The following is a 21,707-nucleotide window of genomic DNA, read 5'->3' on the forward strand; positions in this document are numbered from 1 at the left end:
GCTCGATTCGGCCGGCGCGCCCGAAATCCGGGAATCAGCCGGCCTTCAGCCAGCCGACCAATTCAGCCTTGCTCGGAATGCGCCCGGCAACCTTGACGTGCTCGTCGACCACCAGTGCCGGCGTCGTCATGATCGGATAGGCCATGATCTTGTCCATCTCCTTCACATGCTCAAAGGTCGCCTCGATTCCGAGCTCGGCCACGGCCTCGCGGGTCAGTTGTTCGAGGCGATTGCACTTGGCGCAGCCACTTCCGAGAATCTTGATGATCATGCTTTCACCTCTATGAGAGTCTTGCGATGGGCTTCAATCCAGTTCAGGGTACCGATGATCAGCGCAATGAAGCCGCCAATCAGACCCGCCAGCATCCATGACGACGTGCCATCGACCCAGGCGCCGTAGGCCAGGCCCGACACCGTCGAGAACAGCGCCACCAGCCCGACATAGGTCCAGGCCCGCAGCTTGCCGATGATGGCGGCGGTGATCAGGATGCTCTGCAGGGACAGTTCCGGGTCGGCCATCAGGTAGGCAATGAGCGGCCCCGGGTGCATGCCGAGCGACAGGAACATCTTGGCGATGGGGACTTCGACCAGCGTCGGGAAATACATGAAGACGCCGAACACGACGCCAGCCAGATTGGCCAGCACGGTGTTCTCGCCAGCCACCATGCGAATCCACTCGGGCTGGATGAACACGCGGATGACACCGACGAGGAACACGCCGACCACCAGCAGCGGAAAGATCTGCTTCACGAAGCGTCCGGTTTCCCACAGCCACTGCTGCACATCCCAGGGATCGAAGCGGCGAGCCAAGGGAACGAGCGCCAGACAGGACAGCGTCACCGCGAGGCTTCGCCCGGTCACGGTCAGCGCGATGCCGGCATCGTTCACCTTGCAGCCCAGCGCGGCAAACACCAGGGTCAGGATCGTCAGCCCAAGGGCGATGGGCGTGCAGCGGTTGAAGCCTTCATCGACCTTGCCCAGCCCTCGCCAGGCGAACACGCCGATGGCCGCCAGCAGGGCAATCAGGATGGCCCCTTGCAGGCTCAGGCCTTCCGCACCGACGGCTTCATCGACCGGCACCCAGCGGTCGAGGGCTTGCTGGATGGCCGTTGCGCCGCCCCACGGCAGTTCCGCAGCGAACAGTACGGCCTGCAGGAAGTCCAGCTTCAGCGTACCGGAAATCAGGAGTGCCACCAGCGCGCCGATGAAGAGCAGCGTCTTGCCCGGGATGCCACCACCTTCGGCAAAGGTCTGGGCACCAGCCACCCGCGCCACGTCCGTCTCGCGGAAGATGATGGCCATGATCATGCCGATGCCAATGCCGAACGACAGCGCCAGCAGGATGCGGGCAGTGGCGAACTCGGCGCCGAGTGCGACACCGGTATAGGCCAGGGCCAGGATGTTGGCTGCAGGCGCGAAGAACAGGAAGGTCACCGCCGGGCCAAGGCCAGCACCTTTCTTGTAGATGCCGGCGAACAACGGCTGGATGGTGCAGGAGCAGACGGCCAGCAGGCTGCCGGCGCCGGCGGCGGCCGAGTAGGACTTCCACTTCGGCGCATCGGGTCCGAGGAAACGGATGATCGACTGCTGCGGCACCAGGGCCGACAGCGCGCCGGCGATGAAGAAGGCCGGCACCAGACAGAGCAGCACGTGGGCGGCAAGATAGGAGATGAGGCTGGCAAGGCCACCTTGCAACGCGGTCATCATCCAGTTCATGGGTCATTCCCCGTTGACCAGGTTTTCTGCGTCCTTGCGTACGGCCGCTTCGAGGCGTTCGCGACCTTCGCCACCAGCAAGGCCGGAATCGAGCACGCGCCCATCCCGGTCATGGCGGCCTGCCGTGAAAGTCGCCCTGGCGACTCACCCGATCCGACCCTTCTTTCGTTCACGGCATCGGCTGCAACGAAACCCGCCGCCCGGGCACGGGGCACGCGCGACATCCGGGGGCCTTCACGCCTGGACGCCCTTGCGCTTCCACAGGCGGCCGAAATCGAAATCAAGGGCGCATCGGGACAGTTCGAAACGGCAGCTTTCGTCGTGGAAGTCGCCGACCTTGCGATATTCGCCCTGCACCAGACGCCACACCTTGGCCTTTTTTGCCTCCGGGTAGACCAGCACGTAATGGGACACGCCTTCCGCGCGGTAAAGATCGAACTTGAGGACTTCATCCCGGCGGGCAGTCCTGGGCGAGATGACTTCGAAAATCAGATCGGGGGCGCGGGTCAGCCGTTCACCCTCAGGTTGGTAGCAGATCACCAGCACGTCGGGCCGGACGACGGTGTCCTGGGCAAATTCCACGTCCACCTCAAACGCCGCCTGGCAGTGCGGGCAATCGTCGAGGGATTCGTCGAGTTGCCGGAATGCGGCGGCGCTCACCCGCTGATGATCGAAGCTGGGCGACGGGGCCATGGCTACCGGTTGGCCGTGAATCAGCTCCCAGTCACCTTGCCATTGCTGGTAATCCTGCACCGTGTAGGCTTCGCTTGCTGGCCGCATGGGCATGGCGCTGATGATTCCCTTCGTTTGCAGACGGACCGGGGGTCCGACGGAGCCTCATCAGTGTATGAAGCCCGGCCGATGGCCGTCAAGCTTGGTCTTCGCATTGCGGGAGTGCTTCGCTACAGCGCCGCTGGGCGGCGAAAGGACCTCATGGAGCGCGCAAACGGTGGCGGGCAACGCGTTGTTGGATCGCTTCCGGGTCGCCCGGGCGTGCGGCATGATTTCCCGGTTTCCGGCGTGGCGGGTTGATTGAGGATGGTTCTCATGGAGTTGGTCAAGCTCGGCAAGAAGGGACGGGTATCGATTCCCCGATCGATACTGAAAAAGCTCGGACTCGAAGGCGATATCGCGCTGCTGGTCGACACCACCGGTGACGGCGCCATCGTGCTGCGTCCTGCGGCGGTTTATCCCGTCGAAATCGAGAAGCAGTGGCTCGCCGCCGGCCTCGATTCGCACAGGGTGGTCTGCGTCGGAGTCGCCAATGGCCCGGGTGCGTTGCCCGACGCTGCGGTACGATGAGTGCCGTCTTCGATCTTGCCGAATGGCAGCGTCGCGGTCCCGATGCGTTTCCGCCGCAGTGGGCAGGCGCCTGGGGCGACGATCACTTCGGTCCGTGGGCAGATCTGCAGGTCGCGGGCGAAGTGCAACGCCTGCGCTGGATCGAAGCGGGCGGGCACACGGACTGGAACTCCGGCTGTCCCCGGAACTCGATGTCGTTCATGCGGCAAGCTGTTCGAGCAGCACGATGCGTCCGAGATGGGCCGCCTTGTCATGGTAGCGGCGGTCGGCAGTAATCATCAGCGCTTCGCTTTCGATCGCGGTGGCGTGGTACAGCGTGTCGAACAGGTGGTGTGACAAGCCGACGGCAAGCTCCACGGCGCGATGATGGATCATCGGCGTGTCGATGACCTGGATGCCTTCGAGCAGGTTCAGGTCGTCAAGGTCGGCGGCGGCAGTGGTCGGCGCGCGGCGCGCCAGCACGCTGGCTACCTCGGCTTTCCAGTGCGCCGGCTGCACCAGCGAGACTTCCGCCGCCCGCAGTCGCAGAAACAGCTCCAGCGCTTGCAGCGTATCGGCTTCGTCCGCCGCATCGGGCAGGAACCATTTGATCGCGACGCTGGCGTCGATCACATAGCGGGTCATCGCCCCGGGATGCCGTGGGCGCTGTCGGATTCGGCCCGGATATCGTCGCGCATCTGGAGGATCTCCTCGCTGGAAACATGCGGCGCCTGTTGCCGGCGCACGAGGATACGCATGAACGCGGCGTCGCTTTGCGCCTTGCGCCGCGCCTGCGCGACGGCTTCCTGCAACAGGCGGGTCACGATGGCGCTCTTGTTTTGGTTGGCAAAGGTCTGGTTGAAGCTTTCCTTGACGTCGTCAGGAACGCTGAAGTTCATGGTAGCCATGGCTTGCTCCGGTTGTGGAATATTTCAACAATGATGATATTTCCGGGAGCAAGGCGCCGCAAGGACTTTCGTCAAGGTCAGGGCGGAATTCCGGTGTCGAAATCCGTCGGTGACGACGAATCGTTTGCCCAATCGCGTTTGCCGCGAGGAATCTTCCGGCATTGCTGACATGAGGTCTTTCCGCTCGTCTGTGCACGCTGCGGCGGCGAGATGCGAATCATCGCCGTCATCACCGACGCCGGTGCCGTCCAGAAGGTGACAGCGGCCATTGAGTCCGATGCCGGTGAATCCCTGCCTGATCTGCGTCAGGCGCTGTTGGAGGCGAAGGCGGGTCTCGGGCGGGCAACAACGCCAGGGCGGATCTTGGTGCGCCAGGCGCGGGAAAAGTCCGGCCTGACCCAGGCGGCCTTCGCTGCGCGCATTCAAACCCCCGTGGCAACGTTGCGAGATTGGGAACACGGCCGGTTCACGCCCCCGGGAGGCGTCCTGTGCCTGCTTCGGCTGATCGTCAAGCACCCCGAGTTGTCGCAGGAACTGGCGGAAGCATGAAGCACGCGCGCTGGCGCCCACAGCACCACCGCGCGGGCTGTCTGCTGACTGCTCAACCGTGGCGACCATCTCCGGGCCCCTGCCACCAGCCATGCGCAGCCATCGCTGCTCGCTCGCTCAAGGCGCTGACCCGCTCGCGGCGGGGCGGTGCATGAGCACGTAGAAGACGGCAACGAAGGGTATGGCGAGAAAGGTGGAGGCCAGCATGCCGCCGAAGACGACGGTACCGAGCGCCTGCTGGCTCGCTGCGCCGGCCCCGGTGGCGGTGAGCAGCGGCACGACGCCGAGGATGAAGGCCAGCGAGGTCATGACGATCGGCCGGAACCGGCGCCGCGTCGCTTCGATCGCCGCCTCGGTCGGCGCCATTCCGGCGGCCGTCAACAGACGCGCGAACTCGACGATGAGGATCGCGTTCTTGGCCGCCAGCGCGGTCATCAGCACGAGGCCGATCTGCGTGTAGATGTCGATCGGGAAGCGCCGCAGCAGCAGCGCGATGACGATGCCGACTAGCGCCATCGGCACCGTCAGGACGACGGCGAGTGGATCGGTCCAGCTCTCGTACTGCGCCGCGAGGACGAGGAAGACGAGGACGATCGACAGCGCGAAGAGGAAGTAGGACTGGTTGCCGATCAGCTTTTCCTGGTAGGCGAGCCCGGTCCACTCGTAGGCCATGCCGGGCGGCAGCGTCGCCGCGGCGAGATCGTGCATCCGGCCGAGCGCCTCGCCCGAGCTGTACTTCGGCGTCGGGATGCCGATGAGCGCGGCGGCCGGGTAGAGGTTGAAGCGATAGATCAGCTCCGGGCCGAGCATCGGGCGCAGATCGGCGAGCACGCCGAGCGGCACCATCTGTCCGCTGCGGTTGGCGACGGCGAGATTGCGGATGTCCTCGACGCTGCGGCGGTAGTCCCCATCGGCCTGCACGCGCACCTGGAAACTCTGGTTGAACTGGTTGAACAGGTTCACGTAGCTCGATCCGAGATGCGTCTGCACCGTCCGGAACACCTCGTCGACGGGAACGCCGAGGGCCCTGGCCAGGTTGCGGTCGAGATCGAGAAGGAGCTGCGGGCTGTCGGCGCTGAAGGTGGTGAAAGCGAGGCGAAGGAACCCGGGCTCGTCGCTCGCCCGGCGCAGCAGTTCGTCCGTCGCCGCCTGCAGCCCCCGCGCCCCGAGGCCCGCGCGATCCTCGATCATCATCTGGAAGCCAAAGGCAACCCCCAGGCCGGGAATCGGCGACGGCGGCAGGACGGCGAAGCTCGCCTGCGGGATCGACCGGAACTGCTGCTGCAGCTCGCCGATCAGTTGCAACTGGGAGAATCCTGGCGGGCGCCTGTCCCAGTCGTCGTAGATGACGAAGGTCGTCACGGCGTTGGCGATCCTGGCCGAGTCGAGCGCGGAATAGCCGCCGATCGTCACCCAGCCGCGGACGCCGGGGGTCTTGCCGAGCAGGGCATCGACCCGGGCGGCGACCTCGCGCACGCGCGGCTGCGCCGCGCCGGGCGGCAGCCTGGCGGTGACGACGCAGTAGCCCTGGTCCTCGAGCGGCATCAGCGCCGTCGGGTAGACGGCGAAGACGCCGGCGGCGAGCCCGACCAGCACCAGGAAGACGCACGCCATGCTGCGCGGCCGCTGCGCCATCCAGCCGACGAGGGCGAGGTAGCGCTCCTCGAGCGCGCCGTAGGTGCGGTTGAAGCCGCGGTAGAACGCGTTCGGGCGCTGCTGCGGCGGGCACGGCTTGAGGTGGAGCGCGCACTGTGCCGGCTTGAGCGTCAGCGCATTGAGCGCGCTGATCATTGCGGTGGCGGCGATGACGAGCGCGAACTGGCGGAACATCTGGCCGCTGATGCCGGGCAGGAACGACGCCGGCAGGAAGACCGCGGTGAGCACCAGCGTGACACCGAGGATCGGGCCGGTCAGCTCGCGCATCGCCTCGATCGTCGCCTCCCTGGGCGCGAGGCCCTGTTCGATGTAGCGCGAGCTGTTCTCGACGATGACGATGGCGTCGTCGACGACGATGCCGATTGCCAGGATGAGTGCGAAGAGGGTCATCAGGTTGACGGTGAAGCCGAGCGCCGCCATCCCCGCGAAGGCGCCGATGATCGTCACCGGCACCGTCGTCGCCGGCACCAGCATGGCGCGCGCGTTCTGCAGGAAGAGCAGGATGACGACCAGCACCAGCACGCCGGCCTCGAGCAGCGTCTCGTAGACGGCGCTGATCGACTGCTGGATGAAGACAGTGGTGTCGTAGAGCGAGGTGTACTCGAGACCGGGCGGAAAGTCCTGGCGCATGCCGGCCAGCAGCGCGCGCACCTCGCCGGCAACCTGCAGCGCGTTCGCTCCCGGCAGCGCGAAGACCGCCACGTGTGCGGTCTTCCTACCGTTCAGGCTGGAGAAGACGGTGAATGCCTGCTGGCTCAGTTCGACCCGGGCGACGTCCTTCAGGCGCACCAGCGAGGCGGTCTGCAGCGGCTGCGCGGCGCTCGCGGCCGCCGCGCTGCGGATCGGCGGCGGCTCGCTGCTGACGACGATCTCTTCGAACTGGGCGACGGTCGACAGCCGGCCGAGCGCGTTCACGGTGAGTTGGAGGAACTGCTCCGCCGCCGCCGGCGGGCCGCCGACCTGCCCCGCGACGACCTGCGCGTTCTGCCGCTCGATCGCCCGCTGCACCTGCATGGCGGTCAGCCCGTAGGCCTTCAGCTTGCCCGGGTCGAGCCAGACGCGCATGCTGTACGGCGCGCCGCCGAAGACCTGCACCTGGCCGACGCCGGGCAGGCGCGCCAGCGGACTCAGCAGGTTGATGATCGCGTAGTTGCTGAGGAAGGTCTCGTCGAAGCGGTCGTCCTGCGTGAAGAGGCTGGCGATCAGCAGGATGTTGGTGCTGAGCTTGCGCACGCTCACCCCCTGCGCCCGCACCGGCTGCGGCAACTGCGGCACGGCGCTGTTCACGGCGTTCTGCACCAGCGCCAGCGAGGTGTCGAGATCGGTGCCGATGGCGAAGGTGACGGTGAGCGTGTAGCTGCCGTCGCTGCCGCTGGTCGATTGCAGGTAGATCGAGTTCTCGACCCCGTTGACGGCACGCTCGAGCGGAATGGCGATCGTGTTCGCCACCGTCTCGGCATCGGCTCCGGCGAAGCTGGTCGCCACCTGGATCGTCGGCGGGACGATCTGCGGGTACTGCGCGACGGGCAGCCCGTACAGGCAGACGGCACCGAGCAGGAGCGTGACCAGCGCGATGACGTTGGCGAGGATGGGGCGGTCGATGAAGAAGGTCGACATGGGTCGCGAGCGCCGCCGCGCGCGCCTACGGCGCCGGCGGCCGCCCGGCGGCGGCGCTCCGGCGCTTGCGCTCGGCGAAGTTCTCCATCACGACGTAGAAGCCGGGCACGAAGGGAATGGCGATCAGGGTCGAGGCGAGCATGCCGCCGAAGACGACCGTGCCGAGGGCCTGCTGGCTGGCGGCGCCCGCCCCGGTCGCGGTCAGCAGCGGCACGACGCCGAGGATGAAGGCGATCGACGTCATGACGATGGGCCGGAAGCGGCGGCGCGCGGCCTCGACCGCCGCGTCTGTCGCCGACATGCCGTCGGCGCGCAGCTGCTTGGCGAACTCGACGATGAGGATCGCGTTCTTCGCCGCCAGCGCGATCATCAGGACGACGCCGATCTGCGTGTACAGGTCGGCGGGAAAACCGCGGATGGCGAGCGCGGCGACGATCCCGACGAGGGCGATCGGCACCGACAGGATCACCACCGCGGGATCGGTCCAGCTTTCATACTGGCCGGCGAGGGTGAGGAAGACGAGGGTCAGCGACAGCGCGAAGATGAAGTAGGCCTGGTTGCCGAGCAGCCGCTCCTGGTAGGCGAGCCCGCTCCAGTCGTGGCCGACTCCCGGTGGCAGCTTGGCGACGGCGACGCGCTGCATGGCGTCGAGCGCCTGGCCGGAGCTGAAGCCGGGTGCCGCGCCGCCGACGATCGATGCCGATGGATAGAGGTTGTAGCGGGTGACCAGTTCCGAGCCGAGCGTGCGGCGAACGCTGACGATGGCGCCGAGCGGCACCATCTGCCCGCTGCGGTTGGCGACGTGCAGGTCGGCGATGTCCTGCAACTGCCGGCGTTGCGCGGCCTCGCCCTGTACCCGCACCTGCAGGCTCTGATTGAACTTGTTGAACTGGTTCACATAGGTCGAGCCGAGATAGGTCTGCAGCGTCTGGAAGACGTCGTCGATGGTGACGCCCAGCGACTCGGCCATCGTCCGGTTGATGTCGAGATGGAGCTGCGGGCTGTCGACGCTGAACGTCGTCGTCACGCCGCGCAGCTCGGGCTGCTCGCGCGCGCTCGACAGGGTCTGCCGGACGACCTCCTGGAACGGACGCGGGCCCATGCCGCCGCGGTCCTCGAGCACCATCTCGAAGCCGCCCGCCTGCCCGAGCCCGGGGATCGGCGGCGGAATGAGGACGGCGAACTCGGCCTTGCGGATGGTCGCGAGCCGCTCGCGCAGATCGGCGATGAGCTTAGCCTGCGAGAAACCCGTTGGCCGCTGCGCCCAGTCGTCGTACATCACGTACTCGGTGACGACGTTGGCGAGCGTGGCCGAGTCGAGCGCGGAGTAGCCGCCGCTCGTCACCCAGCCCTTGATCCCTGGCATCGCGCCGAGCACGGCGTCGATGTCGGCGGCCAGCTCGCGGACGCGCGGCTGCGCGGCGCCGGGCGGAAGGCGGGCGACGATGATGCAGTAACCCTGGTCCTCGACCGGCAGGAAGGCGGTGGGATGGCGGGCGAAACTCGTTCCGGCGACGGCGACGATGGCCACGAACAGGCAGCCCATGCTGCGCGGATGAACCGTCAGCCAGCGCACGACGCCGATGTAGCGCCGCTCGACGGCTTCGTGGACCCGGTTGAAGCCGCGGAAGAAGGCGTTCACCCGCCGCTCACCGGTGTCCGCCCTGAGGTAGAGCGCGCATTGCGCCGGGTTGAGCGTGAGCGCGATCAGCGCGCTGATGAGGGCGGTGGCAGCGATGACGAGGGCAAACTGGCGGAACATCTGGCCGGTGATCCCGGGCAGGAACGACGCCGGCAGGAACACCGCGGTGAGCACCAGGGTGATGCCGAGGATCGGGCCAGTCAGCTCGCGCATCGCCTTGATCGCCGCGTCCTTCGGCGTGAGGCCCTGCTCGATGTGGCGCGCGCTGTTCTCGACGATCACGATCGCATCGTCGACGACGATGCCGATGGCGAGAATGAGCGCGAAGAGGGTCATCAGGTTGACGGTGAAGCCGAGCGCAGCCATCGCCGCGAAGGCGCCGATGACCGTCACCGGCACCGTGACGACGGGCACCAGCATGGCGCGCGCGTTCTGCAGGAAGAGCATGATGACGACCAGCACCAGCACCCCGGCCTCGATCAGTGCCCGGTAGACGCCGTCGATCGAATCGCCGATGAACGCCGAGGTGTCGAGCAGCGCGGTGTACTCGAGGCCCGGCGGAAATTTCTCGCGCATCTGCGCCATCGCTCGACGCACTTCTTCCGCCACCTTGAGGGCGTTCGCCCCGGGCAGGGTGTAGACGTTGATCTGCGCCGCTTTCCGGCCGCTGAGACCGGAGAAGGTGTTGAACGTCTGCTGGCTCAGCTCGATCCGCGCCAGGTCCTTGAGGCGAACGATCGCGGCCGTCTCGCCCGTTGGCGTCGCCCTCAGGAGTTGCGCAGCCTGGCTCGCCGGCGGCTTGCTGCGGACGACGATGTTCTCGAACTGCGCGACGTCGGACAGCCGCCCCAGCGTCAGGACGGTGAACTGGAAGATCTGGTCGGAGGGGACCGGCGCCGCACCGAGCTGCCCACTGGCGACCTGCACGTTCTGGTTCTGGATCGCGTTCTGGACGTCGAGCACCGTCAGGCCATAGGACTGGAGCTTCGTCGGGTCGAGCCAGATGCGCATGCTGTAGGGCCCGGCGCCCAGGATCTGCACCTGGCCGACGCCGGGCAGGCGCGCCAGCGGGCTCTGCAGGTTGATCAGTGCGTAGTTGCTGAGGAAGGTCTCGTCGAAGCGGTCGTCCCGGGAATAGAGGCTGCCGATCAGCAGGACGTTGGTGCTCACCTTCTGCACGCTGACGCCCTGCGCCTGGACTTCCTGCGGCAGCTGCGCGAGCGCGCTGTTGACCGCGTTCTGCACCAGCGCGATCGAGGTGTTGAGATTGGTGCCGACGTCGAAGGTGAGCGTGAGCGTGTAGCTGCCGTCACTGCCGCTCGTCGATTGCATGGCGATCGAATTCTCGACGCCGTTGACCGCCTGCTCGAGCGGAATGCCGACGGTGGTCGCGACCACCTCGGCGCTGGCGCCCGGGTAGGTGGTCGCGACCTGGATCGTCGGCGGGACGATCTGCGGATACTGGGCGACGGGCAGGGTGAACAGGCAGGCGAGCCCGAGCACGACGACGATGATCGCGATGACGTTGGCGAGGATCGGCCGTTCGATGAAGAATCGCGACACGCCGGCCTCCCCCGTGCTTCAGCTGCCCGGTCTGGCGGCCGCCGCGCCTGCGCTGGCCGCCGCCGGTTGCGGGCTTACCGCGCGACCGGGAACCGCCTGCAGCAGGCCTTCGACGATCACCAGGTCGTCGGCGGCGAGGCCTTCGCTGACGACGAGGCGGTCGCCGACCTGCAGCCCCAGCTTGACGCCGCGGCGTTCGACGATGTTCTGCGCATTGACGACGAGGACGTATTCGCCCTGCTGGTCGAAGCGGACGGCATCGCCGGGAACCAGCAGGGCGTCCTTCGCTTCCAGGGCGGACACCCGCAGCCGCGCGAAGAGGCCGGGCAGGATCCGCTGGTCGCGATTGGCGAAGACGCCGCGCACCTGCAGGGTGCCGGTGGTCGGCGCGATGCCGATGGCGGCGAAGTCGAGGTGCCCCTGGTGCGGATGGCCTTCTTCGGTGAGCAGGCCGAAGGTCGCGGGAACGAGTCCGCGGCTGATCGCGTCGCGCGGCAGCGCCTTCTGCCGCTCGATCAGCCGCAGGAGCTCGCGCTGGTCGATGGTGAAGTAGACGTGGATGGGGTCGATCTGTTCGATCTCGGCGAGCGACGTTGGCTGGCCGATGCCGCCGACGAGGTTGCCCGTGTCGACCAGGTGCCGGCCGATGCGGCCGGCGATCGGTGCCCTGACCAGCGTGTAGCCCAGGGTGAGCTGCGCGATTTCGACCTGTGCCTGCGCGGCGAGCAGCCTCGCCGCCGCCTGCTCCTTCTCCGTTCGCCAGTGGTCGACCTGCGTCTGCGTGGCGGCGTCCTGCCGGACCAGGTCGGTGTAGCGGCGCAGCTCGGTGGTTGCGTGCCAGAGCGCTGCCTTCTCCACCGCCACCTGCGCCTGCGCCTTCTTCAGCTGCGCCTGGTACTGCGCCTGCTGGATGGTGAACAGGAGATCGCCCTTTTTCACCTGCTGACCGTCGGTGAAGTGGATCTTCTCGAGATAGCCCTCGACGCGCGCCACCACGGTGACCTTCTGCGTCGCCGCGGTGTTGCCGGTGAAGTCGAGGTAGTTGGCGACGCTCTCGCTGACCGGCCGGGCCACGGTGACGGCCGGCGGCGGCGGGGCCGCGGTCTCCTGCGCATCCCGGCAGCCGGGCATCGACGCCACCGCCGCCGCGACGGCGAGCAGGAAAGCGCGGCAGCGGCGCCCGCTCGAAGCGATCATTTGCGTTCTCCCGTACACTCGGGCCGGCTCAGCGGATCACCACTCGGGCGGGCGGAACAGGGGCCCGACGTCCTCGGGCCCCGGCAGGCCGGGCGCTTGCGGGCGCAACAGCTCCGGCGCCCCCCAATCGGTGCGGGCTGCCATCTCTTCCCGCGTCGCCAGCGGCACGAAATCGCGACCATCGCGCAACGCCCATCCGCCCCCGAGCGCGCGGTAGGCCTTGATCAGGCCGAGCGGGATGTTGCCCTGCGCGACCGCGAGGCTGTTCTGTGCCTTGTAGAGGTTTTCCTCGGCGTTCAGCACGACATTGAAGTCAGCGGTGCCCTCCTTGTATTGCAGGAGGGCGATCTGGAACGCGCCCGTCGCGGCGACGACGCTCGTCTGCAGCAAGGCCGCCTCGACGCGCGACTGGCTGAACTCGGTGATGCCGTTCTCCACCTCCTGCTGCGCCTTGAGCACGACGTTCCGGTAGTCGACGAGCAGCCCCTGCAGTTTGGCATCCTGGACGCGCACGTTGTTGGTGATCTGGCCGTAGTTGAGGATGCTCCACTGGATCGCGGGCCCGGCGGAGTAGCCGACACTGCCGGAGCCAAGGCTCGACTGGCCGACGTCGGAACTCAGCCTGCCGATGCTGCCAATGAGCGAGAAGGAGGGGAAGAGCGCGCCCTTGGCGAGGCCGATCTGCGCCGACTGCGCTGCCGCGTGGAGCTCCGCCTTGCGCACGTCGGGGCGGCGCCGCAGCAGGTCGGCGGGAATGCCGACGACCAGGCTCGCGGGCGCGACCGGGATCCCGGACGTTCCCGCCAGCAGGTCGTCGAGCGGCGCCGGTGGCATGCCGAGCAGCACGCTGAGCGCGTTCGTCGCTTTCCGTCGCTCGATGGTGAGCTGGGGGATCGTCGCTTCGGTGGCGCCGAGGACGTTCTCCGCCTGGTAGACGTCGCGCCTGGTCACGACGCCGCCGGCGAAGCGGGCACGCGCGATCGCCAGCGCCTTTTGCTGGCGCAGGATGTTCTCGCGGGCGATGTCGAGTTGCACGTCGATGGTGCGAATCCTGACGTAGGCGCTGGCGACGTCGCCGGTCAGGGTGACGAGCACGTCGTCGTAGGCGGCGACCGACGCGAGAAAGGCGCTGCTGGCCGACTCGATGCCGCGCCGCACCTTGCCCCACAGGTCGAGCTCCCAGCCGACCTGTGCGCCCAGCGTGAGCTGCCAGAACGTGTTGTCAATGGGCGCATAGGGCACCGAGACCGGGATCCGGTTGTAGCTCGCCGTGGCGCTCAGTTGCTGCTGCTGCGGGTAGATTTCGCCGATCGCAACACCCAGCTGGGCGCGCGCCTCGAGGACGCGTACACCGGCGGACAGGAGGCTCAGGTTCCGCTCATAGGCGAGGTCGATCAGCTTCGACAGGACCGGATCGTCGAGCGACGACCACCAGTCGCGGTACTGCGCCCGGCCGGAGTCGATCGTCCCGCTGCCGGCATCCATCCAGTCGGTCGCGACCTCCACGGGCGGGCGCTTGAAGTCGGGACCGATCATGCATGCGGACGACAGCAGGGCGAACGTACAGGCAAGCCACACGCGCCGTGCTGGCCGGCAGTCGCCGCGCGAACGGGTGCGCCGAGGGCTGGCAACCGGTAAGGTCAGGAAACTCAGAGCGCCCGTCATGCTGCAACCAGGGACAAGGATAGGGAATCGAGCGACACCACCGGCAGTGTATGAGCTCCCGTGAAGCAGCGTCAATCCCGGACCGTGTTCGCGGGAGCCGCACTGGCTCGGGTACCGCCTGGTTTTTGCCCATCACCAGACGCATCCAGTGCGCGATGCACGCGGGGGAATGGCGCAGCAACGATGAGCAGCGCGTCCTGTCGTCGAATCCGGCTGGCGCCGGTACAGCTGCACTACCAGAAAGCTCGCGGGTAATGGACCAGAATGTTGCGATCGGCCGTGAGAAGAGGTGCCTGGCAATGGGCCGCCTGAGCCACGATCAGCCGGTCGAAGGGATCGCGGGTCCATGTCTGGTCTACCGCTGCGCCCACGACCGAAGCGAACGGTCGCTTGCAGGTTTCGAGGTCGACTTCGCGGCGAAGGACGTCAAGGAGCGTGGCCGCGTTGCAGTTGATGCGACCGATCTCGTGCAGGTACGCAAGTTCCAGTTCAACGATGGGCGAGATCAGCAGCCGTTCTGCGGCATCGATGGCACGACCGCCGGCTGGCGTCAGGCGCTTGGCCCCATCCTGATAGAGCCAGACGAGGACGTGGGTGTCGAGGTAGAGCGGCGACGGATCCGGCGTCGGCACTCGACTCACGGCAGCGGCTGCCAGGCGTCGTCCCACGAGAGATTCGCCAGATCCTCCGGATTGCCGCTGACCGTGCCCGGGTGAGGGGAGAGGCGGGCCAAGCGGCTGCCCGACGCGGCCAGAACCATGCGCACGGTTCCTCCGGGACGTTCGATCTCGACCGTCTCGCCACTGCTGACGACCTGGTCCAGGGTCTTGAACAGTTCGGCACGCAGGCGGGTGGCAGTCATGCGATGAGCCATGGCAGTCTTCCTCGAAGGCGATTGCGTACATGTTACGTCATCTGACGTACGCATTCAAACGCGGCGAGAACCAGGAGAAGAGCCCCCCTGCCGAGCCGGATGCTGGGCAGCCGCGCGCACGCGCCGACACCCACAAGCGAACGCCAGACTGGCACAATGGTGACTGGATCGGTCCGGAAGATGCCCATCGGCGCGCCCGGGTCGTGTTGCTCTGCCCAGACCTGGAGAGTCACGATGGACCCATTGCAGGCGAGGCTGCAGGAAATCCTGCCCGGCGAGCACCCCGGCAGCGCCGAACGCGGCGCTTCGACCGTGGCGCCGGTTTGCGCCTGTCTCGAGGCATGGATGCCGACTGGCCGCGATCGCCTGCGCAGGAGCATCGCGAGCGACGCATGCATCTGACCGCCTTGCCGGCAATCGTCGAATGCCGCTTCGATCAGGGCCTGATCGCGCACAAGGTGGGAACCTGGCGCGCACCGCCTGCGGTCTCGCGGCGACAGTTGGCGGAACTGCGCGAGAACGCGGCGGCGGACGGCTATTCGGTCGTCCATGTCCGCTCCGCAGAGCCGATCGAAGACCTGGCGCCGTGCTTTCAGGGTTGCTTGCTGCAGTTTGAGGGCGACCGCGACGCTGCCTTGGCAGTCCTCGGCCGCTTTCCGCAGAAGTACCGGACCAGGGCCCTGGCCGAAGGTGACTGGCCGGCCATCGCCGCCCTCTATCGCCAGGCCTCACCGACGCGCTTCAGTCGCGACCCGGCCATCGGCCCGGCACGCGCGCTTCGGCACAAGCTCAAGTGTCTGCGTACCTACTGGCAGGACTTCCCCGGTTTCTTTCTGGTCGCGCTGGGATCACGCGACGAGGTCGTCAGCGTCCAGGGGTGCATGCCACGGGAAGGCTGCTTCGACCTCTACGAGTCTGTGGTGTCAGCCGATTCACGTACCGGCTTCGCCTTGGCGGCGATGTTGCGCGCCAACCTCGAACTCTGTCGTCAGCGCTTCCCGCTGCTGACCGGTATCGTCACCCGGATCTACAGTGACAATCCGGTCTCCATCCAGTATTACCGCAAGCTCGGGATGGTTCACACTGGCAGCGATTGGTTCTACCATCTCTGGCTCGAGCAGCGGAGGGCAACGGCGATGGACATTGAAAGCCTGAGAGAGACCGTGGCGCGCTTTCTCCACGATCAGTTTCTCGTCGATTTCGACGGCAACAAGGTCGACGGGGGAACCGATCTGTTCGCTGGCGGTTTCATCGACTCCTTCGGGTTCATGGAGCTGATCTCCTTTCTCGAAACCGAGTTCGGTGTCGAGTACGCGGCGGAGGAACTGCTGCTCGGACAACTCAACAGCCTCGACGGGCTCGTCGCCTCGGTCGGCAGGAAGCTCGCCGAAGTGGCACCCGGCGCCGCCCGCGAGCGCCCGCCCCAATCCTGAGGCTGGCATGCGCGAAGCTCGGCGGACCGCCCTGCTGTTTCCCGGGCAGGGCGCGCACGCCCTCGCGATGCTTGACGGACTGCGGGATTGCCCGTCTTTCGGCGAGCGCCATGCGTGCATCGTCGAACGGATCAAGCTCGACCCGCTGCGCCAGCCGGATGCGGCCGAGCTGATCAACACGAACCAGGTCAGCTCCCTGTATACCGTGCTCGCCAGCAGCCTGTCGCTCGATCTGTTGCGCGCGCAGGGCACTCGCCCGGCAGCACTGGCCGGATACAGCGTCGGGTGGTGGACGGCGCTGTACGCTGCCGGCGTCGTTTCCTTCGAGCAATTGGTCGACATCGTCCACACCCGCGCCCTGTTCATGGACGACTGCTTCGCGGAGCGCCGCGGGGCGATGCTCGCGGTCATCGGCCTGTCGCTGCCAGCGGTGGAGCAGGTGCGCCAAGAGTTGCAGGCGGATGGCTGCTTCCTCGCCATCAGCAACCACAACTGCCTTGGCCAGTACTCGCTGTCTGGCGAGCTGGCGGCGGTGGAACGGGCGATTCCCCGGCTTGCCGCCCTGCAACCGAAGAAGATCCAGCGCCTGCCGGTGGCCGGCGCCTGGCATTGCGCCCTGCTCGACGAGGCTGAGCGCCGCTTTCTTGCCTTTCTCGAAGAACTGCCGCTCGGCAGGGCTTCGCTGCCCGTCTGCGACAACGTCAGCGGCGGCTTCCTGCCGGAAGACGACCAGGAGATGAAGCGGCAACTCGCCCGGCAGGTGGCGGCGCCGGTGCAATGGGAAGCATGCATGCAGACGCTGCTCCGCGCAGGCTGCAACGAGTTCATCGAGACCGGGTTCGGCCAGGTGCTCACTTCGTTCGGCTTCTTCATCAACCGCAAGGTGCTGCATCGGTCGTTCCACGATCAGGGCAGCAGCGGCTGACGGCCATGTGCGGCATCGCCGGTTTCTTCGCCTGCGGGACCGATCCGGCGACGCACGAGCGGATCATCGGCGAGATGCTGTCGACCATCGTCCATCGCGGCCCGGACGAGATCGGCTACTACCTCGACGACCACGCGGCTCTTGGCTGCGTGCGCTTGAGCATCATCGATCTGTCGAACGGGTCGCAGCCGATGGGCGACGCCAGCCAGCGCTACTGGATTGCCTACAACGGCGAGGTTTACAACTACCTGGAGCTGCGTCGCGAACTGGCTGACCTGGGCTGCCGCTTCCGTACCGGCAGCGACACGGAAGTGGTCCTGCATGCGTGGATCGAATGGGGATTCGCTGCCCTCGCCCGGCTCAACGGCGGCTACGCGTTCTGCATCTACGATGCCCTCGAGCGCAGCATCACGCTGGTCCGCGACCGCTTTGGCAAGCGCCCGCTGTTCTACGCGCAGCATCACGTTGGCTGGCTTTTCGCCTCTGAAATGAAAGCCTTTTCGGTCTTCCCGGGCTGGCGTTTCGCGTGGGATGCGGATGCGCTGCGCAGCGTCTTCGCCTGCTGGACGCCGCTGCCGGACGACGGCTGCTACCAGGGAGTCCGGCAGGTGCTGCCGGGCTGTTGCGTCCGCTTCTGCGACGGGCAGGTGACGCAGCAGAGATACTGGCGACCCGATCCGGCAGCGGCACCCTTCCCCGGCAGCCGGCAGGAGGCTGAGGAGACGATCCGCAGCCTCCTGGCCGACAGCGTTCGCCTGCGCCTGCGCAGCGACGTCGAGGTTGCCACCTATCTCAGCGGCGGCATCGACTCGGCAGCAGTGACCTGCCTGGCGCAGGAGCAGGCCGGGCAACGGATTCACAGTTTTTCGGTTTCCTTTGCCGACCCCGACTTCGATGAGTCCGCCTATCAGAGGCGTCTCAGCGAGGCCCTCGGAACCTCACATCATGTCCTGACGATCGAGCCGGGGGACATCGCGCGAAGCTTTCCCGCTGCGCTGCTGCAGGCCGAAATCCCCGTCTTCCGTACCGCCTTCGTGCCGCTGCACCTGCTCTCGGCCAAGGTGAGAGAGCACGGCATCAAGGTCGTGCTGACCGGGGAGGGCGCGGACGAAGCCTTCCTCGGCTACGACATCTTCAAGGAGGCGTGGCTGCTGCAGCATTGGGCGACGATGAGCGCCGAACAGCGAAGCGATTTCGTCGCCGCCATGTACCCCTACCTGAAACACTTCAGCAAGGCCAACGCCCGCTTGCTCGTACCGCTCTACGAGCGACAGGCGCAACTGGCGGAGCATTGGTCGCTGTCGCACGCCACTCGTTTCGCCAATTCGGCGCTGGCTGGCCGTCTGCTGCAGGCCGGTAGTGGCGGTGAAGCGCGTCTGCAACGGCACCTTGCGGTACAGCACCCGGCATTCCTCGACTGGTCGTCGGTCCAGCGCGGACAGTTGATCGAGCTGACCGCACTGCTGCCCGGCTACCTTTTGTCGACCCAGGGCGACCGTGCAACGCTGGCGCACGGCGTCGAGAACCGCTGTCCGTTCCTCGACTACCGCTTGTTCGAGTTTGCCGCCTCGCTGCCGGTGGAGTTGCGTCTCGAGCACGGCCTGCGCGAGAAACAGATCCTGAAGAGTGCCTTTGCCGAACACCTGCCGCCGGAAATCGCCGCGCGCCCGAAACAGCCCTATCGCGCGCCGGATGCGCCCGCCTTCCTCGGGCAGGCGGGCCAGGTCGACGAAATCGACGCGGCTCTCCGCCCCGCCGAACTCGCTACGATCGAGGTGCTCGACCTCGGCACCAGCCTGCGCTTCCTGGACATGATCCGCCGCAAGCCGCCAGACCGGCTCAGTCAGGCCGAGAACCAGGCTTTCGTCCTCCTGCTCTCCCTGAGCCTGCTCAACCGTTCCTTCGTCTGCCAGGGACACGATTTCCGACAGCCACGGTGGCAGCTGCTGCCACGCACGATCCATGACCGGCGTTCGCTGAAGCCGTGGCGGGGCTGCTGAGCGCTATTGTTTCGTTGGTGCCCCCACTCGGAATCGAACCAAGACCTGATGATTACAAATCATCAAAATTGCCGTTTTTCGGCGTTGACTGACGTCGCAGAGTTCGTGGAGCATATATAAAACTCGTTACTAATCAAGCAACGAGAGTTGCATCGAGTTGATCGGTGTTGCTATCATCGGGGTACACAGGGGGTACACGAAATCTGGCCACCCTGATTCCAGAGGACCCGACCGATGAACGACTCGACGAGACGCGAGCGCCTGACACTGCCTAGAATCACCGCCTTCACATGCCCGGCCGGCCAGCATCAAGCGTTCTTGTGGGATTCCGACGTGCCCCGGCTGGCTGTGCGGGCTACCGCAGGCAGCAAGGCATTCTTCTTCCAATCGAAGATGGACGGACAGGTTGTCCGCATCACCATAGGCTCTGTTGTCGCATGGACGATCGCCGCCGCGCGCGCCGAGGCGTGCCGGCTGCAAACGATGATCGACCAGGGCGCCGATCCGCGTGCCGAGAAGCGCGAGCGCATCGCTGCCGCTGCCCGCAAGATCGCCGAAGAGGAGGCACAAGCCGCCGCGCTGGTCGCCGAGGCCGAAGCCGCCCAGCGCGAACAGGAGAAGCGCCAACGTTACACGCTGCGAGCACTCTGCGAGGCATACTGCGCCCTTCTTGATTCACGCGGCAAACCAAGCGCACGGCAAGCCCGATCAATCCTCAAGGTGCACGTTTTCGATGCGCACCCCGACATTGCCGCGCTGCCTGCGCGCGAACTCACCGCGTTGCAGGTGGCGTCGATGGTACGCAAGACGCGCGAGGCCGGCCACGAGCGCACCGCCGGCGTGCTGCGTGCCTACCTGAGCGCCGCATTCACTGCCGGCCGCAAGGCTCCGTTCGACGCCAGCCTGCCCGCCGCCCTGATTCCGTTTGAAGTCGAGGCCAACCCGGTCGAAGCAATACCGGCGATCGCGGTGCGCGCGGGAAACCGCACCCTGTCCGTCGACGAGATGCGCACCTATCTCGCCAAGCTGGGCGACGACATTGCCGACAGAGCGCTGCTGCTCGCGCTCCTAGCCGGCGGGCAGCGCATGGCGCAGCTGCTGCGCGCCAAGGTGAGCGATTACAACCCCGACGAGGAGACCTTGCGCTTGTGGGACGCCAAGGGAAGGCGCGCGATACCCCGCGAGCACGTTCTACCGCTGGCGCCAAGAGCCGCCGCGCTGGTAGCCGGGCTGGCAGAGCGTGCCAAGGCGAGAGAGTCGACACTGTTGTTCTCGACGCACGGTCTACGGCAAATGGCGGAAACGACGCCAGGCAAGCGCGCCGCAGCGATCAGTGCAGCCATGGGTGGCGAACCTTTCGACCTGCGCGACGTTCGCCGAACCGTAGAGACCATGTTGGCCAGCATGGGCCTATCCCGCGACACCCGCGCGCAACTGCTTTCGCATGGGATCAGCGGCGTGCAGGCGGCTCATTACGACCGGCATGCCTACACCGACGAGAAGCGCGCTGCGCTCGTGGCCTGGGAGGCGCGGCTTGACGAAATCGAGACGGGCAGGCGCACGCCCAACGTGGTGGCGATGAAGGCCCAGCGCACATCTTGATGCTTGTAGCGTTTCGCTATACACTCAATCGTGATCAAGAGTTTCCAGCACAAAGGACTGCAAGCCTTTTTCGAGACAGGCAGCAAGGCCGGCATCCAGCCGCACCATGCATCGAAGCTGGGGCGCCTGCTGGCTCGTCTGGATGTCGCCAAAGGCCCAGAGGACATGAACTTGCCGGGCTGGCGGTTGCATACCCTCGCTGGCGATCTGGCCGGGTTCCAGTCGGTCACGGTGAATGGCAATTGGCGCATGACCTTCACCTTTCAAGATGGTGACGCCGTGCTGGTTGATTATTTGGACTACCACTAGGAAAAACGGATGAGCAGGATGCACGCCCCGGCACACCCCGGCGAGACGTTGCGCGACGATGTCCTGCCCGCCTTGGGCTTGAGCGTTACCGCCGCTGCGGCACAACTTGGCGTGACCCGCGCCGCCCTCTCGCGCGTGCTGAACGGTCGCGCCGCGATCTCCCCGGAAATGGCCCTGCGGCTCGAAGGCTGGCTTGGCGTGGAGAACGGTGGACGTGCTGACGCATGGGTGGCGCAACAAGCCGCCTTCGATCTGTGGAAGGCGCGGCAGGCAGGCTCTCCCAGAGTTCAGCGGGCACCACTGGTCGGCGCCGCCGCCTGAGGCGGTTCTGCCGCGCCTGGATCGGCCAATCGAAAACCGGCCAGTTTCACCCGACTGACGTGTCATTCCTGTTCGGGCGAGGACGAGAGGGAGCGCCAGCATGAACGTCGTGGTTCTCATCAATGACCGCGAGGCCATTCCGGTTCGGGCGATTCCGTTTGTGACAGGCTGGTGGATGTCGCCCGATGTGGTTGCCAGTTCGCTCGCCTACAACGATTCGCTGAAAAGCTTCGTGGGGATACGGGCCTGCCATTTGGTTGATGGCTCGCGTTGTGCGGAAATCCTGCCGAAGGAATGGGATGGCGTTGAGGACCGTTTGAAGGGACTCGAGTCCAGACTAAAGGGGATGAGCGATGACCGCGCGCTGACTCGCCCAATCTGGCTGGCTGAGTCGGTACCGTTGCTGCCTGCTGGCACCTTCCTGTGGAAAGATGAATTTGAGCGGGCTT

The 21,707-nt window shown here is 66.4% G+C and carries 21 protein-coding genes; 10 read left to right on the forward strand and 11 right to left on the reverse strand.

Annotated elements, in window-relative coordinates:
• Positions 1-34: 34 nt before the first annotated feature.
• From NFW30_RS15820 to NFW30_RS15830, 3 genes are all read right to left on the reverse strand, one after another.
• Positions 35-271, reverse strand: coding sequence for a thioredoxin family protein (locus NFW30_RS15820; protein WP_295354166.1), 237 nt, complete (start codon positions 269-271; stop codon positions 35-37).
• Positions 268-1,716, reverse strand: coding sequence for a permease (locus NFW30_RS15825; protein ID WP_295354169.1), 1,449 nt, complete (start codon positions 1,714-1,716; stop codon positions 268-270). The genes NFW30_RS15820 and NFW30_RS15825 overlap by 4 nt, the downstream gene beginning before the upstream one ends.
• Before the next feature lie 234 nt (positions 1,717-1,950).
• Positions 1,951-2,502 carry a Uma2 family endonuclease gene (locus NFW30_RS15830; RefSeq protein ID WP_295354171.1) on the reverse strand — a complete coding sequence of 184 codons (552 nt, stop codon included), beginning with the start codon at positions 2,500-2,502 and terminating at the stop codon, positions 1,951-1,953.
• Between the two features lie 261 nt (positions 2,503-2,763).
• On the opposite strand from NFW30_RS15830, the gene NFW30_RS15835 reads away from it, so the two are divergent.
• Positions 2,764-3,018: an AbrB/MazE/SpoVT family DNA-binding domain-containing protein gene (locus NFW30_RS15835; RefSeq protein WP_295354173.1), complete on the forward strand. Its 255-nt coding sequence runs from the start codon at positions 2,764-2,766 to the stop codon at positions 3,016-3,018.
• 198 nt (positions 3,019-3,216) lie between these two features.
• Here the strand turns inward: NFW30_RS15835 and NFW30_RS15840 are convergent, their stop codons facing one another.
• Together NFW30_RS15840 and NFW30_RS15845 are read right to left on the reverse strand one after the other, a co-directional pair.
• The gene (locus tag NFW30_RS15840) at positions 3,217-3,630 is read right to left on the reverse strand and encodes a type II toxin-antitoxin system VapC family toxin (protein ID WP_295354174.1); all 414 of its coding nucleotides are present in this window, start codon (positions 3,628-3,630) and stop codon (positions 3,217-3,219) included.
• Between the two features lie 8 nt (positions 3,631-3,638).
• Complete coding sequence (locus NFW30_RS15845) at positions 3,639-3,896, reverse strand: hypothetical protein (protein ID WP_295354177.1); 258 nt, start codon at positions 3,894-3,896, stop codon at positions 3,639-3,641.
• A gap of 219 nt (positions 3,897-4,115) precedes the next feature.
• Between NFW30_RS15845 and NFW30_RS15850 the strand changes: the two genes are divergently transcribed.
• On the forward strand, positions 4,116-4,454 hold the full coding sequence (locus tag NFW30_RS15850) for a helix-turn-helix domain-containing protein (protein WP_295354180.1): 339 nt from the start codon (positions 4,116-4,118) through the stop codon (positions 4,452-4,454).
• Positions 4,455-4,571: 117 nt separating this feature from the next.
• On the opposite strand, the gene NFW30_RS15855 is transcribed toward NFW30_RS15850, so the two are convergent.
• The 6 genes from NFW30_RS15855 to NFW30_RS15880 form a co-directional block, all read right to left on the reverse strand.
• Positions 4,572-7,727: an efflux RND transporter permease subunit gene (locus NFW30_RS15855; protein ID WP_295354182.1), complete on the reverse strand. Its 3,156-nt coding sequence runs from the start codon at positions 7,725-7,727 to the stop codon at positions 4,572-4,574.
• Positions 7,728-7,752: 25 nt separating this feature from the next.
• Positions 7,753-10,932: an efflux RND transporter permease subunit gene (locus tag NFW30_RS15860; RefSeq protein WP_295354184.1), complete on the reverse strand. Its 3,180-nt coding sequence runs from the start codon at positions 10,930-10,932 to the stop codon at positions 7,753-7,755.
• Positions 10,933-10,950: 18 nt separating this feature from the next.
• Complete coding sequence (locus NFW30_RS15865; RefSeq protein ID WP_295354186.1) at positions 10,951-12,129, reverse strand: efflux RND transporter periplasmic adaptor subunit; 1,179 nt, start codon at positions 12,127-12,129, stop codon at positions 10,951-10,953.
• Positions 12,130-12,165: 36 nt separating this feature from the next.
• The gene (locus NFW30_RS15870; RefSeq protein WP_295354188.1) at positions 12,166-13,869 is read right to left on the reverse strand and encodes an efflux transporter outer membrane subunit; all 1,704 of its coding nucleotides are present in this window, start codon (positions 13,867-13,869) and stop codon (positions 12,166-12,168) included.
• A gap of 158 nt (positions 13,870-14,027) precedes the next feature.
• A complete protein-coding gene (locus NFW30_RS15875; protein WP_295354190.1) occupies positions 14,028-14,435 on the reverse strand; it encodes a PIN domain-containing protein in 408 nt (135 codons plus the stop codon).
• Positions 14,432-14,668, reverse strand: a complete 237-nt coding sequence (locus tag NFW30_RS15880) for a type II toxin-antitoxin system Phd/YefM family antitoxin (RefSeq protein WP_295354192.1) — start codon at positions 14,666-14,668, stop codon at positions 14,432-14,434. Before NFW30_RS15880 ends, NFW30_RS15875 begins: the two co-directional genes overlap by 4 nt.
• Before the next feature lie 234 nt (positions 14,669-14,902).
• Here NFW30_RS15880 and NFW30_RS15885 point away from each other — a divergent pair, with 234 nt between their 5' ends.
• The 8 genes from NFW30_RS15885 to NFW30_RS15920 form a co-directional block, all read left to right on the forward strand.
• On the forward strand, positions 14,903-15,070 hold the full coding sequence (locus tag NFW30_RS15885; protein ID WP_295354193.1) for a hypothetical protein: 168 nt from the start codon (positions 14,903-14,905) through the stop codon (positions 15,068-15,070).
• On the forward strand, positions 15,061-16,101 hold the full coding sequence (locus tag NFW30_RS15890) for a hypothetical protein (protein WP_295354196.1): 1,041 nt from the start codon (positions 15,061-15,063) through the stop codon (positions 16,099-16,101). The genes NFW30_RS15885 and NFW30_RS15890 overlap by 10 nt, the downstream gene beginning before the upstream one ends.
• A gap of 7 nt (positions 16,102-16,108) precedes the next feature.
• A complete protein-coding gene (locus NFW30_RS15895; protein WP_295354199.1) occupies positions 16,109-17,026 on the forward strand; it encodes an ACP S-malonyltransferase in 918 nt (305 codons plus the stop codon).
• Positions 17,027-17,031: 5 nt separating this feature from the next.
• Complete coding sequence (asnB, locus tag NFW30_RS15900; protein WP_295354202.1) at positions 17,032-19,026, forward strand: asparagine synthase (glutamine-hydrolyzing); 1,995 nt, start codon at positions 17,032-17,034, stop codon at positions 19,024-19,026.
• Between the two features lie 234 nt (positions 19,027-19,260).
• The gene (locus NFW30_RS15905; protein ID WP_295354205.1) at positions 19,261-20,628 is read left to right on the forward strand and encodes an integrase family protein; all 1,368 of its coding nucleotides are present in this window, start codon (positions 19,261-19,263) and stop codon (positions 20,626-20,628) included.
• A gap of 30 nt (positions 20,629-20,658) precedes the next feature.
• Positions 20,659-20,937: a type II toxin-antitoxin system RelE/ParE family toxin gene (locus NFW30_RS15910; protein WP_295354208.1), complete on the forward strand. Its 279-nt coding sequence runs from the start codon at positions 20,659-20,661 to the stop codon at positions 20,935-20,937.
• A 9-nt stretch (positions 20,938-20,946) separates the two neighbouring features.
• Positions 20,947-21,258, forward strand: coding sequence for a HigA family addiction module antitoxin (locus tag NFW30_RS15915; RefSeq protein WP_295354211.1), 312 nt, complete (start codon positions 20,947-20,949; stop codon positions 21,256-21,258).
• 100 nt (positions 21,259-21,358) lie between these two features.
• Positions 21,359-21,707 (forward strand): hypothetical protein (locus NFW30_RS15920; protein WP_295372342.1); only part of this gene is annotated, 349 nt, incomplete at its 3' end.

Origin of the sequence: Accumulibacter sp. (assembly GCF_023806635.1) — a bacterium.
GTDB lineage: Bacteria > Pseudomonadota > Gammaproteobacteria > Burkholderiales > Rhodocyclaceae > Accumulibacter.

Bases quoted from the DNA above. Each gene is read 5' to 3' on its own strand.
- NFW30_RS15850 (WP_295354180.1), top strand. From the start codon at position 4,116: ATGCGAATCATCGCCGTCATCACCGACGCCGGTGCCGTCCAGAAGGTG.
- NFW30_RS15820 (WP_295354166.1), bottom strand. From the start codon at position 271: ATGATCATCAAGATTCTCGGAAGTGGCTGCGCCAAGTGCAATCGCCTC.
- NFW30_RS15890 (WP_295354196.1), top strand. From the start codon at position 15,061: ATGCATCTGACCGCCTTGCCGGCAATCGTCGAATGCCGCTTCGATCAG.
- asnB (WP_295354202.1), top strand. From the start codon at position 17,032: ATGTGCGGCATCGCCGGTTTCTTCGCCTGCGGGACCGATCCGGCGACG.
- NFW30_RS15865 (WP_295354186.1), bottom strand. From the start codon at position 12,129: ATGATCGCTTCGAGCGGGCGCCGCTGCCGCGCTTTCCTGCTCGCCGTC.
- NFW30_RS15915 (WP_295354211.1), top strand. From the start codon at position 20,947: ATGAGCAGGATGCACGCCCCGGCACACCCCGGCGAGACGTTGCGCGAC.
- NFW30_RS15835 (WP_295354173.1), top strand. From the start codon at position 2,764: ATGGAGTTGGTCAAGCTCGGCAAGAAGGGACGGGTATCGATTCCCCGA.
- NFW30_RS15895 (WP_295354199.1), top strand. From the start codon at position 16,109: ATGCGCGAAGCTCGGCGGACCGCCCTGCTGTTTCCCGGGCAGGGCGCG.
- NFW30_RS15830 (WP_295354171.1), bottom strand. From the start codon at position 2,502: ATGCCCATGCGGCCAGCAAGCGAAGCCTACACGGTGCAGGATTACCAG.
- NFW30_RS15905 (WP_295354205.1), top strand. From the start codon at position 19,261: ATGAACGACTCGACGAGACGCGAGCGCCTGACACTGCCTAGAATCACC.
- NFW30_RS15825 (WP_295354169.1), bottom strand. From the start codon at position 1,716: ATGAACTGGATGATGACCGCGTTGCAAGGTGGCCTTGCCAGCCTCATC.
- NFW30_RS15855 (WP_295354182.1), bottom strand. From the start codon at position 7,727: ATGTCGACCTTCTTCATCGACCGCCCCATCCTCGCCAACGTCATCGCG.
- NFW30_RS15845 (WP_295354177.1), bottom strand. From the start codon at position 3,896: ATGAACTTCAGCGTTCCTGACGACGTCAAGGAAAGCTTCAACCAGACC.
- NFW30_RS15880 (WP_295354192.1), bottom strand. From the start codon at position 14,668: ATGGCTCATCGCATGACTGCCACCCGCCTGCGTGCCGAACTGTTCAAG.
- NFW30_RS15885 (WP_295354193.1), top strand. From the start codon at position 14,903: ATGGACCCATTGCAGGCGAGGCTGCAGGAAATCCTGCCCGGCGAGCAC.